We start from the raw sequence: 14,259 nt of genomic DNA, 5'->3' as shown, positions 1-14,259 counted from the left end.
AAAGAAGGCACGCATCAGCACAGGGATTTGACAGGCTAGCGTAAAAAAACCAGCTCATAGCGGGCAAGCGCGTACAATTACCCTATCTCGGCCGGAGCCCTGTGCTGCCGGCCGCCTTCTTTTGTCTGCGAGAACACCATGTCCACCCTGACCGAACTGCTTGTAGCCGCCGACGCGCACCGCGCCGCGCTGCTCACCCGCCTGGCCAGCGAAGAAACCGATACCTACCGCCTGTTTCACGGCAGCGCCGAAGGCCGCCCGGGCCTGACCATCGACCGCTACGGCGATGTGCTGCTGCTGCAAACCTTCCACACCCCGCTAAGCGAAGACGAGCACCAAGCCATCCTGGCGCACTACGCCCCGCTGGGCCTCACTGCGGTGTACAACGACCGCAGCGGCGCCAACTCGCGCATTGGCAACCGCCTGCCGGAAGACCAGCTGGAAGCCGCCCAGACCCCGCGCACCATCCGCGAGCTCGGCGTGAAATACCATTTCCAGGCACGCCACCAGGGCCAGGACCCGTGGCTGTTCCTTGACCTGCGCGCCGGCCGCCGCCGCGTGATGCAGCTGGCCGAAGGCAAAAGCGTGCTGAACCTGTTCGCCTACACCGGCGGTGTGGGTGTGGCCGCGGCCAAAGCCGGTGCCAGCTTTGTGATGAACGTGGACTTTGCCGAATCCAGCCTGCAGGTAGCGCGTGCCAACGCCAAGATCAACAGCCTGGCGACCCGCCCGCGCTGCGTAGAAAGCGACTGCTTTGCCGCGCTGCGCCAGCTGTCCGGCATTGGCCAGCCCAAGATGGTACGCGGCAAGAAAATGCCCCCGTTCCCGGTGCTGGAAGCCCGCCAGTTCGACCTGGTCTTCCTGGACCCGCCACGCTACGCCAAGAGCCCGTTCGGCGTGGTAGACCTGATCAACGACTACCCGGCGCTGTTCAAGCCGGCCCTGCTGGCCACGGCCGAAGGCGGCGTGCTGATCTGCTGCAACAACGTGTCGCAGGTAGACCGCGATGCCTGGCTGGCCCAGCTCAAGCGCAGCGCCGAGAAAGCCGGCCGCACCGTACGCGACGCCGAATGGATCACGCCGGAAGACGACTTCCCTACCTTTGACGGCAACCCGCCGCTGAAAATGGTACTGCTGCACGTTTAAGCTACATCGCCGCACAAAAGCCCGGCTGTCGCCACCCGCAAGGTTGGCCGCAGCCGGGCTTTTTGCTATGTTGCATGCAGTATCGATATAACAATATATACAAGCAGACCATGCAGGCCGCACGTTTACACAGCGAGCTCCCGCCGCATACTGCCAGCCTGTCCCCGCACAGCATTACCCTGGCCGCCCAGCCCTGGAGGGGCATATGCACACACCCGAACCCCCACCGCATGAGCTGGCCAGGCTGGCATTGCTGGCGCGCACCGCCTTGCTGGATACCCCGCCCGAAGTAGCGTTCGACCACGTGGTACAGCTGGCGGCAGAACTGTTTCGCGTGCCGGTTGCGCTGATATCGCTAGTAGACGGCGAGCGACAATGGTTCAAGGCCAAGGTGGGTGTAGACCTGTGCCAGACACCGCGTGACGTATCGTTCTGCACCCACGTGGTATCACAGGGCAACATGCTGGTCGTGGGCAATACCTTGAAAGACCAGCGCTTTGCCGACAACCCGCTGGTAACCGGGGCGCTAGCCATCCGTTTTTATGCCGGTGCGCCCTTGCGCCTGGATACGCACCATGTCATCGGCACGCTCTGCCTGCTGGACCACCGCCCACGGCGCTTCAGCCCCCGCCAGCAAGCCCGGCTGCAACAGCTGGCCGATATCCTGTGCGAGCTGATACGCCAGCGCATGCTGCTGCAGCAAGCCGAATGGCAAAGCAAGCTGCTGCTCACCATCAATCAGGCACAAAGCAGCTTTCTGCTAGACCGCGACCTGGGTACCGCCTGCAATACCATCCTGCACTCGCTGCTGGCCATGAGCCAGACCACGCTGGGCTTTATTGCCAGCTGCCAGGTAGACGACAGCGACAGCTGCTATCTGGATATCCCCAGCATTGCGCACCTGGACAGCACGGCACGGCAATGGCTCATGCCGCAGCTTAGCCACCATCACCGTAGCTACCGCCTGTACGGCTTCGACCACATCTACGGCCACGCCATTGCCGAGGGCGAGCCACTGGTCATCAACCAGCCCGCCCTGTACGACGACAGCGGCGGGCTGCAGGGCATCCAGTCGCTGCTGATCATCCCGTGTTTTTTCCACCTGTCAGTCATGGGCGTACTGGTTCTGGCCAACCGGGCAGGGGGCTTTGACCAGGAAATCGTCGACCACCTCACCACCCTGTCAGACGGCATCGGCAACCTGCTGCATGTACGCGGCCTGGAGCTGGCCCGCCAGGCCGCCGAGGCCGAGCTGGCGCGCCAGGCCACGCTCGACCCCCTGACCGGCCTGCTCAACCGCCGCGCCTTTCTGGAACGCTGCCAGCAAAGCCAGCAACGCTTTAACCGCTATCAGCAACGCTTCAGCCTGCTGATGCTGGACCTGGACCACTTCAAGGCGCTGAACGACCAGCTGGGCCACCCTGCAGGTGACTATGTGCTGAAAGAAGTCAGCCGCCAGCTACGGCGCACGCTGCGCGAAATCGACAGCCTGGCCCGCTGGGGCGGGGAAGAGTTCTGCATCCTGCTGCCGCAAGAGCTGGAACAAGACGCCATCCAGCTGGCCCAGCGTCTGTGCCACACCCTGGCCCTGTTGCCCCTGCAGTGGCATGGCGAGGCGCTGCACATCACCGCCAGCATTGGCGTGGCCACACTGAATATTGCCGGCGAAACCACAGAAAACCTGATCGCCCGCGCCGACGCTGCCATGTACCAGGCCAAGGCCGCCGGGCGCAACCGCGCCGGGCTGGCCACGCCATAATTGATAGTGATTCCTGTTTGCAAGCATGCTAGACTCCGCGCTTTACAGGACAGGCTGTTGCAGTGCTCGAGCATTACTACCACGAACTTCTGAATTTCATTGCGCGCAGTACCGGCTGCCGGGAAAAGGCACAAGACGTGGTGCAGGAAAGCTATGCCCGCGTACTGGCCAGCCATGGCCAGCAGCTACCCGCGCAGCCCCGCGCACTGCTCTACACCACCGCACGCCACCTGCTCATCGACCAGCACCGCCAGCAGCAACGCCACCCCGAGCAAGCACTGGACGATACCGAGCTGGCCGCCGCCCCAGGCTGCGAGCCGGAACGCACCGTGGCGGCCCAGCAATCGCTGGCCCGGCTGCTAGACATCGTAGCAGGGCTGCCACCCCGCTGCCGGCAAGCCTTCGTGCTGTACAAGTTTGATGGCCTGAGCACCGCCGACATTGCCGGGCAGATGGGCATCTCGGTCAATATGGTAGAAAAACACATCATTAACGGCATGCTGGCGTGCAAAAAGGGCATGGCCGGGCAGGATACGCCATGAACACTACGCCCCTCACGCCCACACAAGACAGCATCGACCACCAGGCCGCACAGTGGCAACTACGCCAGCAGCAAGGCTTGTCTGCGCGCGAGCACGCCACATGGCAGCAATGGCTGGCAAGCCACCCGGCCCATGCGCAAGCCTGGCAGCAGCTGGTTGCGGTAGACAGCCTGCTAGGGCAGGCCAGCCCGGCACAGCGTGATGCACTGCGCCAAAACCTGCCCCCCATGCTGCAAGTACAAGCGCCACAGCGTAGCCGCTGGCCACTGGCCGCGGCGGCCTGCCTGTGCTGTGCTATCGCCGGCAGCCTGGGCTGGCACCAGTGGCAGCAGCAACAGCCGGTCTATCAGGCCACCCTGGCCACCGCCGTAGGCGAGCAGCGCCAGGTAACCCTGCCCGATGGCAGCCGGCTTAGCCTGGATAGCGCCACCCGGGTACACGTCACCCTGTACCGCCAGCAGCGCGACACCCGCCTGCTGGCCGGGCAAGCGCTGTTCAGCGTGGCGCCGGACAAGCAGCGCCCCTTCCACGTGCTGGCCGGTAGCCGGCGCGTTACCGTGCTGGGCACCCGCCTCAGCGTGCGTCAAGTTGGCCGCAGCTACCAGGTAGCCGTCGCCGAGGGCAAAGTAAGGGTGCGCCAATACGCCAGCAGCAGCGATGCCGACCACGACCGCCAGCCGCTACAGCAAGCCACCCTGCAGGCAGGGCAGCAGCTGGCCAGCCATAGCACACGGCTAAGCCAGATCACGCCCGTCCCCCCGGCGGCCGTGGCCGCCTGGCGCAGCGGGCGGCTGTTATTCGACAACACCCCGCTAGCCGAGGTGATCGCCGAGTTCAACCGCTACGGCCACAGCCAGTTACAGCTGCACGACAGCGCCAGCGGCCAGCTGCGCCTGACCGGCACGTTTAACGCCTACCAGCCGGCACAGTTTGCCAGGGCACTGCCACGCGTACTGCCATTAGTGGTGGTGCAGCAGCAAGGGCAGTGGCTGATCACCCCCGCGCGCGCGGCTGGGCACAAACTGCCCTGAAAATACCTTTTTGAAAAAATATTTCACCCTGAACATCAGGGTTTGCCGCTTTGTATCGTTTTCACAATTGAGAATGATTTTTGATACAAACAAAGCACACCCACCATGCCACGCACACCCGCCCCCTCACTGCGCCCGATTTTGCTAGCGCTTAGCCTGGCTTTTGCCAGCCCGGCCTACAGTGCGCCCCCAGCCGCGCTACCCCAGGCTTTCAACATTGCTGCACAGCCACTAGGCAGTGCCCTGAACGAGCTGGCCCGCCAGGCCGGCATGGTGCTACTGGTAGACGCGGCGCTTACCCGCACACGCCAAAGCCCGGCGCTGCAAGGCCAGCTCACCGTACGGGATGCCCTGCAACGCCTGCTGGCGGGTAGCGGCCTGCGCGCAGAGATCCGCGACGGCACCATCACCCTCAAGCCGGCTGCCGCCGCCCAGGGCGATGTCGCGCTGTCTGCCCTGCAGGTGCGCGGCCAACGCCAGGCCGCCGGCTTGCTGGACGACGACGATATCGCCCTGGCCGACCGCCCCTATGTCAAAGCCGGCTCGCGCGCCGTCATCAGCCAGCAGCAAATAGAACGCTTCCGCGGCACCTCGGTGGCCGACATGTTCAAGGGCACACCCGGCGTGCAGGTAGGCGACGGCCGCAACAGCGGGGCCGTCGATGTGAACGTGCGCGGCATGCAGGGGCAGGGCAGGGTGCCGGTTGTGGTCGATGGTGCCGTGCAGTCGCTGCACGTCTACCGTGGCTACGCTGGCGCCGCCGACCGTAACTACCTGGACCCGGACCTGATCAGCAGCGCCACCATCGAAAAAGGCCCCAGCCTGGCGGCGCAAGGCGCGGGTGCCGTCGGCGGCCTGGTGCAGATGGACACGCTAAAGGCTGCCGACGTGCTGCTGCCCGGCGAGCGCCTGGGCGTGCGCCTGCGCGGCAGCCTGCAAAGCAATACCGCCACACCGCAGGCCCATATCAAGGCTACGCCACGGCAGCACGCCCCCGGGCTGGATACCCGCGCCGGCGCCGGTAGCCTGGCGCTGGCCACCCGGCAGGACCACTACGAGCTGCTCGCCGCCTACGCCCACCGCGACCAGGGCAACTACTTTGCCGGCAAGCACGGCTACGACAAGCTGCGCGTCTACAACAACTGGATGAACTTTGGCGGCACCAACCCGGTACAGGAAGTGGGTGTCACCACCGTGTACCGCCCCGGCGAGGAAATCAACAATACGGCCAACCGCAGCGACTCGCTGCTACTGAAAGGCACACTGCGCCCGGACGAGGACAGCACGCTAGAGCTGGCCTGGCGCCGCTACGACAGCCACTACGGCGAAATCATGCCATCGCAGATCTTGCGTAACGACAGCGGCTACATCGTGCAGTGGCCTGCCAGCCATGTGCTGCTGGACAGCTACAGCGCACGCTACAAGTGGGCGCCGGCAGAACAGCCGCTGATCCACCTGAAAGCCAATGTATGGCACACCGACATGCAAAGCGATGCCATGAACGGCGACGTGTTCCGCAACCCGCAGCAAGGCAAGCCACTGCCGGCCTGGAGTGAAACCAGTAACGAATGGCTGGACTCGCGCTACCGCGTGCAGACCGCAGCCACCCGCAGCGGTGCCGACATCAGCAACAGCAGCCTGCTGCGTAATGCTGCCGGCGTCTTCAAGCTGGACTACGGCGTGTCGCTGCAGCGCGAGCGCACCGGGCCGGGCAAGGGCGTGTTCACCAGCATGGAAGACATCAACCGCAATGACACGATCCGCAGCGGCCAGCGCGACGAACACAGCGCCTTCTTCAAGCTGGACTGGGCGGCCAACCCCTGGCTAAGCCTAGAGCTAGGCGGCCGCTACACCCGCTTTGCCAGCCAGGACCACAACGTACAGACGACAGCCCACGAAACCCGGCAGCGCTATCGCACGATCGACGTGTACCAGGGAGAAGGCGATACGGAAGAAGTAGTGGGTTACCTGAAATGGCTGCCCGATGCCAACGGCGAGTACAGTGCCGCCACCGACCCCCGCCAGCAGGCTGGCACCCAGCTCTACCCGTGGTCCGGTACGCCGGTCAGCTTCGACCCCGCCAAAGCCAGCCGCCTGGAAGTAGACGAAAACAACGAATACAGCGACGTGCTGGCCACCCGCTACGAATACGCCCCGGCATTCCGCCGCCAGGACAGCGGCTTTGCCCCCATGGCCGGCCTGAGCGTACAGCTGGGGGGCGGCCTTAGCGCCTACGCCCGCTACAGCGAAGGCCTGCGCATGCCCAGCCTGATGGAATCCACCCTGGGTTCATCAGCCCCCTACCTGAACCCGCTGGCACCCGAACGCAGCAAAAACCGTGAAATCGGCATCAGCCTGCTGCGCGATGGCTGGCTCGCACCCGACGACAAGCTGCGTGCCCGCCTGGCCTACTTCGACAACCGTACCAATGGCTACCTGACGCGCCGCCCGTTCAAAGGGCTGCCCGGCATGCAGAACTTCACCATCGCCAATATGGACAGCTACCGGATCAAAGGGCTGGAGCTGCAAACCAGCTACGACAACGGCGGCTTCTTTGGCGAGCTGTCGGCCACCTACCACCGCCAGGTGCAAATCTGCGACCAGCAAACCGCCGAATACTTCCGCATCAAGCAATACGACGTATACGACGAAAACAGCGGCACCTTCTACACCACCCGGCCCTACGCCACGCTGGGTAACTGCTCGCCCACCGGCTTTTCCACCGCCTACGTACGCAACCATATCCCGCCACGGCTCAGCGCCAACCTCACCCTGGGCGGGCGCTGGCTAAACGACACCCTCAGTGCCGGCACGCGCGTGGTGTACACCAGCGGCCCCACTGCAGAACAGGCCGCCACCGGCCGCGGCTGGGAAAGCTACAACGGCACCGCCAACCAGGTACTCACCCGGCCCTACACCATCGTGGACCTGTTTGCCAGCTACCAGCTAAGCCGCCACACCAGTGTGGAGCTGGCCATAGACAACGTTACCAACCGCTTCTACCTGGACCCGCTCACCCTCAGCCTGATGCCAGGGCCGGGCCGTACCTACCGGGCCGCCATCAGCGCACGCTTCTGAGCACCCCGAAACCAGCAGGCCGCCGCGTGCGGCCAACCCTGACCACCACCATAAAGACACTGCCAACATGCACACCAGCGAACACACCCTCAGCCGCACCCAACGCCTGAAAGCCAGCACCCACGCCACCCATGACGCGCTAGACCAGCGCATCATGACCTACCGCCCGTTTGCCAGCCACAGCCACTACCGCCAGTTTCTGCAAGCGCAATACCTGTTCCTGCGCGACGCCGACGCCCTGTACGACAACCCGGGCCTGGCCGCCTTGTTCAGCGACCTGGCCAGCCGCCGCCGCCACGCCCTGATTGCCGCCGACCTGGACGACCTGGGCTGCCCGCTGCCCGCCCAAACCGCCACCGCCCCCATCGACAGTCAGCTGGACGTGGCTACCGCCATGGGCTGGCTATACGTGGTAGAAGGCAGCAAGCTGGGCGCCGCCATCCTGCTGAAAATGGCACAAGCCCTGGGCCTTTCCCACGAAAAAGGCGCACGCCACCTGGGCGGCCACCCGGACGGCCGCGCCCGCCACTGGCGCGACTTCACCCAGACACTGGACACCCTCGTGCTGGATGCCGCCGCCGAGGCACGCGTTAACGCCGGCGCCAAAGCCGCCTTCACCCTGATGAACCAGCACCTGGACAGGGTATACGGATGAGCCAGCACCTGGCCGCCCCACGCCGCTGGGGCTACCATCTGGCCGGCTGCCTGATGCTGGGGCTGGGCCTTATCGGCGCCATCCTGCCGCTGATGCCCACCACCGTGTTCCTGCTGCTGGCACTCGCCTGCTTTGGCCGCAGCACCCCGGCATGGGCAGCGCGCCTGCTGGCGCACCCGCGCCTGGGGCCGCCGCTACAACAATGGCAACAACACCGCGTCGTACCGGTACGTGGCAAAGTGCTTGCCTGCGCCGGCATGGCGCTAGGCTTTATCGCCCTGACCGCCAGCCAGCCACCTGGCTGGCTACTGTTGGCCGCAGCCCTGCTGCAGCTGGCCGTAGCCAGCTGGCTGCTACGCCAGCCCGGCTACCCGGGCCAGGCACCACGGGGGCTACCACTGCGCGCAGGGCAGGGCGCTGCACTGTGTACGCTAGCCCTGCATGCCGCCGCCATCGGCCTGCTGCTACAACACGCCGCCCCCCCCCCGCAGCAGCTGGCCCTGGCGCAACCCGGCCTGATGACGCTCACCAGCTTGCCCACACCCGTCGCCAGCCACACCGCAGCCCGCGTCACCGCCGCCAGCCAGGCCAGCACGCCACCACGCAGCGCCAGCCACCCGGCCACACCGCTGCTACACACCCGCAGCCCCGCAGCCACACAGCTAGCGGTCGCGCCAGCCCATGCCACCGCCGCCGACACCACCCCGCCAGCCCCCGAGGTGCCCGTAGCCAAAGCGGCCCCCGCTGCCGCCGCCAGCATCGCCGCAGCCCCGCCCAGCCCCTCGCTGCCCGCCGGCCAAGCCAGCGGCGGTAACAGCCATAGCTGGGAAGCGCAGGTCATGGCACGGCTGGAACGCTATCGCCAGTACCCGGCAGGAGCACGCGCCCAAGGCAGCGAAGGCGTAGCCTACCTGCTGCTGAAGGTTGGCCGCGATGGCCGCGTACTAGCCGTACAGCTCAGCCAGAGCAGCGGCCACGCCAGCCTGGACGCCGCCGCGCTGGCCACTATCCAGCGCGCCTCGCCGCTACCGCGCATCCCGCCAGAGCGCCCGGACGAGCTTAGCCTCACCCTGCCGGTAGAATTCTTTCTGGATTAGGGCCCGCGGCTGGCCACCGCAATTGCGGTATCATCCGGTGATTAACCCTGCCGGAATACCATGATGAGCGATACCACCAGCCTGAAACCCTGCAACAAATGCGGCGCCCCGGCCGAAGTGGTCAAGGCCGGCTCGCGCCGCTTCTGGGTACAGTGCACCCGCTACGCCGGGCAAGGCACCTGCAGCGCCATTGGCCCGCAGGCCGATAACAAAAAAGACGCCATCGCCGGCTGGAACAAAACCCGCTAAAGCGGAAGAGTGATGCCATGGAGAAGTTTTCCAAACTGCTGACCAAGCTCAAGCATGTGTTGCAAGAAGACGGCGGCGCCGATAGCGCCCCCCACGGGCAGGATGCCCCCTTGCCGCCCATCGACACCCCCGACGCCATCACACCGCGGCCGCCACGGCGCACGCTGGGTGCGCTGGCCGACCAGCCACCGGCTGCGGCCAACCCTGGCATCACACCCGCCGTCGCCACACCACCCCCTCTGCCGGCTGGCACGCCCAAAGCGCCGCCAGCCGAAGTCATCGACAAGCTGCCCCGCGCGCTGCCGCGCTACCAGCGCAGCACCCCGCCTGGCCAGCCGGCCAGCAGCGCCAAACGCAAGCTGCCGGTCATCGGCCTGGACGACGTACAGCGCAACCTGCGCCACGACCTGACGCGGCGTGAAAAGCTAGCCGCACACGACGGCAAACCCTTGCCGCAGACACGCGAGCTGCCGCTGATCGACCCGCGCGAAGTGCGCGCCAACGTACAACAGCTGCACAGTGGCCGCCAGCCAACCCCAGCCGCACCCCTGCCGCCAGTCATCCTGCAGCCCACCCCGGTCATGAAAAAAGCCGCGGCGCCCGTACCGCCGCCGCCTTCGCCACTGGCACAGCAAGAAAGGCAACGTGCCGCCGCCGCGCTGTTTGGCCCGCAATCCAGCTTTAGCCCGGCCAAGGCCGACGCCCCGGTGCCGCGCCCGCCAGCCGACATCCAGGCCGACTGGCGCGGTGCCAGCCACGCCGCCGAAGCGCGCGCCGCAGGGGCACCGCCGTCATTTCTCCCCACCGCCGAGCCACTGGCCCCGGCCGCGTACGACAGCCAAGCAAACCAGCACGAGGCCGACAGCTGGCCAGGCATCCCGGCAGCAGACGAACAGCACAATGGCTTCGAGCTGGACGACGACTTTGCCCTGCCCGACGAGGCCAGCACCGCACAGCCAGTCGCCGAGCCAGCGCCAGCAATCGCCCACACACCCGACACCACCGCACGCTGGCAACAGCTGCGCCAGCCGGTAGCCGCGCCCGCCGCCCCGCCGGTATGGCAGGGCGTGCGCCTGCGGCAGACCGTTACCACACCAGGCAGCACCGAGCCGCCTGCCGTGCCCGCGCCAGCACCTGCCGCGCCGCCAGCCGCCGACAATACCCCGGCACCGCAGGCCGGCTACCACAGCACCCAGCGTGGCGACATCGTGTGGCACCTGCTGGACGACGAAACCGACAGCGAAGCCGACGTGGCGCCCGCTGCGGCCAACCCTGGCCTGGTGTGGCAGCTGCTGGAAGATGCACCGGCAGCCGCAGAAGCCTACCCGGCAGCAGACAGCGGCGTACCCGCCGCGCACATCAGCCAGGCGCTGCACACCCTGGCCAGCGCCACGCAGCCCAAGCCGCACCCCATCCCCGTGGTGTACGGCGACGCCTGCCTGCCATCGCTGGACCTGCTGCGCCCGCCCGAAGTACACAAGGCGGTACAGAGTGAGGACTACCTGATAGAACGCGGCATTCTCATCGAAGAAAAATGCGCCGAATTCAAGGTAAAAGTGGCCGTGGTAGACGCCTACGCCGGCCCGGTGATTACCCGCTATGAAGTCGAGCCCGCAGTAGGGGTGCGCGGCAGCCAGGTGGTGAACCTGGCCAAAGACCTGTCGCGCGCGCTGGGCCTGGCGTCCATCCGCGTGGTGGAAACCATCCCCGGCAAGACCTGCATGGGGCTGGAGCTGCCCAACCCGCAGCGCCAGATGATCCGCCTGTCGGAAATCTTCAGCGCCGAGGTATTCCAGCAAAACGCCTCCAAGCTCACGCTGGCGCTGGGGCAAGACATCAGCGGCGCCCCCGTGGTGATGGATCTGGCCAAAGCGCCGCACCTGCTGGTAGCCGGTACCACCGGCTCGGGCAAGTCGGTAGGCGTGAACGCCATGATCTTGTCCATGCTGTACAAGGCCACGCCGGACGAAGTGCGCTTCATCATGATCGACCCCAAGATGCTGGAGCTGTCGGTGTACAACGACATTCCGCACCTACTGGCGCCAGTGGTCACCGACATGAAGCTGGCGGCCAACGCGCTGAACTGGTGCGTGGGCGAAATGGAAAAACGCTACCGCCTGATGAGCCACCTGGGCGTGCGCAACCTGGCCGGCTACAACGACAAGGTGCGCGCCGCCGAGGCACGCGGCCAACGTCTGGTCAACCCGTTCAGCCTGACGCCGGACACACCGGAGCCGCTGGCCACGCTGCCCTTCATCGTGGTGGTGGTAGACGAGTTTGCCGACCTGATGATGGTGGCCGGCAAGAAGATCGAAGAGCTGATTGCCCGCCTGGCGCAAAAAGCCCGCGCCGCCGGCATCCATCTGATTCTGGCCACGCAGCGCCCGTCGGTGGACGTGATTACCGGCCTGATCAAGGCCAACATCCCCACGCGCATTGCGTTCCAGGTATCCAGCAAGATCGACAGCCGTACCATTCTGGACCAGATGGGCGCCGAAAGCCTGCTGGGGCAGGGCGACATGCTGTTCCTGCCGCCGGGCACCGGCTACCCGCAGCGCGTACACGGGGCGTTTGTCACCGATGAAGAGGTACACGCCATCGTGGAAGACCTGAAGCAGTGGGGCGAGCCGGACTACGTGGAAGGCCTGCTTACCGGCGAATCTGCCGCCGACGACGACCAGGCCGAGGCCAAAGGCCGCGCCGCAGCGGGTAGTGAAACCGACCCGCTGTACGACGAAGCAGTCGGCATTGTGCTGAAAACGCGCAAGGCGTCCATTTCGTCGGTACAGCGCCAGCTACGCATCGGCTACAACCGCGCAGCACGGCTGATCGAAGACATGGAGGCGGCCGGTATCGTGTCGGCCATGGAAAGCAACGGCAACCGCACGGTGCTGGTACCCGATCGGGACTATTGATATTTCGATAATATAATCCTGCAAAAAAAGCGCTAGCTACCAAGCTAGCGCTTTTTATTGGTAGCTAGCATGCCCACCGCGCTGAATAGTTGGCAAAACATGCTTATACTGGCGCCCTCTACGCATTGTCCGACAAAATGAAATCGATTGTTTGCGCACTGGCGATGCTGGCTGCCAGCATCACCTTGAGCCACGCGCACACCCTACAACTGGCCAATGGCGAATGGCCGCCCTACCAATCGGCCCACCTGCCACGTTTTGGCTTTGCCTCGGCCGTGGTCAGCGAGGCGGCCGCCCTGGGTGGCCTGCAGGTGCGCTACGGGTTTTACCCGTGGAAGCGCGCCGAAGAAATGGTGCGCAGCGGCCACGTAGACGGCTCGCTGGTCTGGAGCCAGACCCCACTGCGCGATAGCTTTGCGCTGTTCAGCGAGCCCATTGTCCAGGACCGCGAAGTCGTCATTCACCACGCCGGCAAACCACTGGCAGACTGGCCGCTACGCCAGCAGTGGCAAGGCGTGCACCTGGCCCTGCCGCTGGGGTCACGCACCTTTCACGAGCTGGTGCGGCTAGAACGCGAGGGGCGGGTGGAATACCACCGCGTAGAAACCCCGGAAAACGGCCTGCGCATGATTCTGGCCGGGCGCATCACCGCCATGACGCTAGCCAGCAGCGTGTACCATAGCCTGCGCCACAACAAGCTCACCGCCCAGGAGCGCAGCCAGCTCGCCACGCTGCCCACCCCCATCGAAACCGTACCCTTTCGCCTGATGCTGTCGCGGGCGCACCCGCAAGCCGCGGCGCAGTTGGCCGCATTCAACCGTGGCCTGCTACAGCTGCGGCAAAGTGGCCGCTACGCCCAGCTGGAACAACAGCTGCTGCCCCACGCGGGCAAAACACCGTAACAGCGGCAGCAAAACGCCCCCGCCAAGGGCAGGGGCGTTGGCAAGCAGTGGCTTGGCGCCGTGCATAAAACCTTGCCGCGCAGCTGCGCCAAGGCAGGCCCACGCAGGCGGCAACCGCAGTACGGCAAGGCGGCGCAAGGCCGAGGGGCTGGTTAGCGGCGCTTACTTGCCCTGCAGCGCATCAGCGGCCTGTTTCACCGTGTCCACCTGCTGCTTGGCCTCGTCGATCTGCTGCCCCAGCTCCGGGTTCAGAATGGCCGCCGCCGCGCCCACGCGCTGCGCCACACCCAGCGCGGCGCTGGCTTGTTCTTTCAGCTTGCCGGCACTACCCACCGCTGCGCTGGCCTGTTGTTTCAGCTCGCCCAGCGGCGCGCTGCTGTCCTGCACCACCTGATGCGCGGTACCGATGGCCGCCGATGCCTGTTGCTGCAGCTTGCTGGCCTGCTCGGCACTACACGCCACCAAGCCGGCACTGGCTGCCAGCACAATCCAAACCTTGCGCATTGCTGTCTCCTGTTCGTCAAAGGCTGCACCTGCAGCACCTTATAGAGTATGGCGCAGTGGCCACAGTTCCAGCCAGCATGCGTGTATGCTGACATTTCACCCACCGGAGCCTTGCCCATGGATACCAGCCTTCATACCCTGTGCACCCTGTTTGCCCAGCTGGGCCTGCCAGACAGCCCGGCCGACATCAGCGCCTTCATTGCCAGCCACCCGCTGCCGGCCGGCACCGCCATCGAAGACGCGCCGTTCTGGAGCGCCTCGCAAGCTGCTTTCCTGAAACAGGCACTGGAAGACGACGCCGACTGGGCCGAGCTGGCAGACACCCTGGCCGCCCGCCTGCAGCAAGCCTGAGTGCATTTGCGCAAGTGACTGATTCCGCTA

The 14,259-nt window shown here is 65.7% G+C and carries 12 protein-coding genes; 11 read left to right on the top strand and 1 reads right to left on the bottom strand.

Going from position 1 to position 14,259, the window contains the following annotated elements:
• Positions 1-138 precede the first annotated feature (138 nt).
• The 10 genes from FLQ44_RS03715 (at position 139) to FLQ44_RS03670 (ending at position 13,374) form a co-directional block, all read left to right on the top strand.
• Positions 139-1,146 (top strand): class I SAM-dependent rRNA methyltransferase, encoded by a 1,008-nt coding sequence (locus FLQ44_RS03715; protein ID WP_147693110.1) that lies wholly within the window; start codon positions 139-141, stop codon positions 1,144-1,146.
• A 205-nt stretch (positions 1,147-1,351) separates the two neighbouring features.
• Positions 1,352-2,905, top strand: a complete 1,554-nt coding sequence (locus FLQ44_RS03710) for a sensor domain-containing diguanylate cyclase (RefSeq protein WP_147693109.1) — start codon at positions 1,352-1,354, stop codon at positions 2,903-2,905.
• Positions 2,906-2,967: 62 nt separating this feature from the next.
• Positions 2,968-3,447 (top strand): sigma-70 family RNA polymerase sigma factor, encoded by a 480-nt coding sequence (locus FLQ44_RS03705; protein ID WP_147693108.1) that lies wholly within the window; start codon positions 2,968-2,970, stop codon positions 3,445-3,447.
• Positions 3,444-4,478, top strand: a complete 1,035-nt coding sequence (locus FLQ44_RS03700; RefSeq protein WP_147693107.1) for a FecR family protein — start codon at positions 3,444-3,446, stop codon at positions 4,476-4,478. The genes FLQ44_RS03705 and FLQ44_RS03700 overlap by 4 nt, the downstream gene beginning before the upstream one ends.
• A gap of 105 nt (positions 4,479-4,583) precedes the next feature.
• Positions 4,584-7,556 (top strand): TonB-dependent receptor, encoded by a 2,973-nt coding sequence (locus FLQ44_RS03695; RefSeq protein ID WP_147693106.1) that lies wholly within the window; start codon positions 4,584-4,586, stop codon positions 7,554-7,556.
• Positions 7,557-7,623: 67 nt separating this feature from the next.
• Positions 7,624-8,211, top strand: coding sequence for a biliverdin-producing heme oxygenase (locus tag FLQ44_RS03690; protein WP_147693105.1), 588 nt, complete (start codon positions 7,624-7,626; stop codon positions 8,209-8,211).
• Positions 8,208-9,308 carry a TonB family protein gene (locus FLQ44_RS03685; protein WP_147693104.1) on the top strand — a complete coding sequence of 367 codons (1,101 nt, stop codon included), beginning with the start codon at positions 8,208-8,210 and terminating at the stop codon, positions 9,306-9,308. The genes FLQ44_RS03690 and FLQ44_RS03685 overlap by 4 nt, the downstream gene beginning before the upstream one ends.
• 60 nt (positions 9,309-9,368) lie before the next feature.
• Complete coding sequence (locus FLQ44_RS03680; protein WP_017507715.1) at positions 9,369-9,557, top strand: Lar family restriction alleviation protein; 189 nt, start codon at positions 9,369-9,371, stop codon at positions 9,555-9,557.
• Positions 9,558-9,574: 17 nt separating this feature from the next.
• The gene (locus tag FLQ44_RS03675; RefSeq protein ID WP_147693103.1) at positions 9,575-12,472 is read left to right on the top strand and encodes a DNA translocase FtsK; all 2,898 of its coding nucleotides are present in this window, start codon (positions 9,575-9,577) and stop codon (positions 12,470-12,472) included.
• A 137-nt stretch (positions 12,473-12,609) separates the two neighbouring features.
• Positions 12,610-13,374 (top strand): substrate-binding periplasmic protein, encoded by a 765-nt coding sequence (locus FLQ44_RS03670; RefSeq protein ID WP_206208648.1) that lies wholly within the window; start codon positions 12,610-12,612, stop codon positions 13,372-13,374.
• A gap of 162 nt (positions 13,375-13,536) precedes the next feature.
• Here the strand turns inward: FLQ44_RS03670 and FLQ44_RS03665 are convergent, their stop codons facing one another.
• Positions 13,537-13,878: a hypothetical protein gene (locus FLQ44_RS03665; protein ID WP_147693102.1), complete on the bottom strand. Its 342-nt coding sequence runs from the start codon at positions 13,876-13,878 to the stop codon at positions 13,537-13,539.
• A gap of 117 nt (positions 13,879-13,995) precedes the next feature.
• On the opposite strand from FLQ44_RS03665, the gene FLQ44_RS03660 reads away from it, so the two are divergent.
• Positions 13,996-14,229, top strand: coding sequence for a DUF2789 domain-containing protein (locus FLQ44_RS03660; protein WP_147693101.1), 234 nt, complete (start codon positions 13,996-13,998; stop codon positions 14,227-14,229).
• Positions 14,230-14,259: the final 30 nt, after the last annotated feature.

It is taken from the genome of Vogesella mureinivorans, assembly GCF_007644035.1.
Taxonomy (GTDB): Bacteria; Pseudomonadota; Gammaproteobacteria; order Burkholderiales; family Chromobacteriaceae; genus Vogesella; species Vogesella mureinivorans.
Note: the sequence above shows the minus strand (reverse complement) of the source record. Positions and strands in the feature narration are given on the sequence as shown.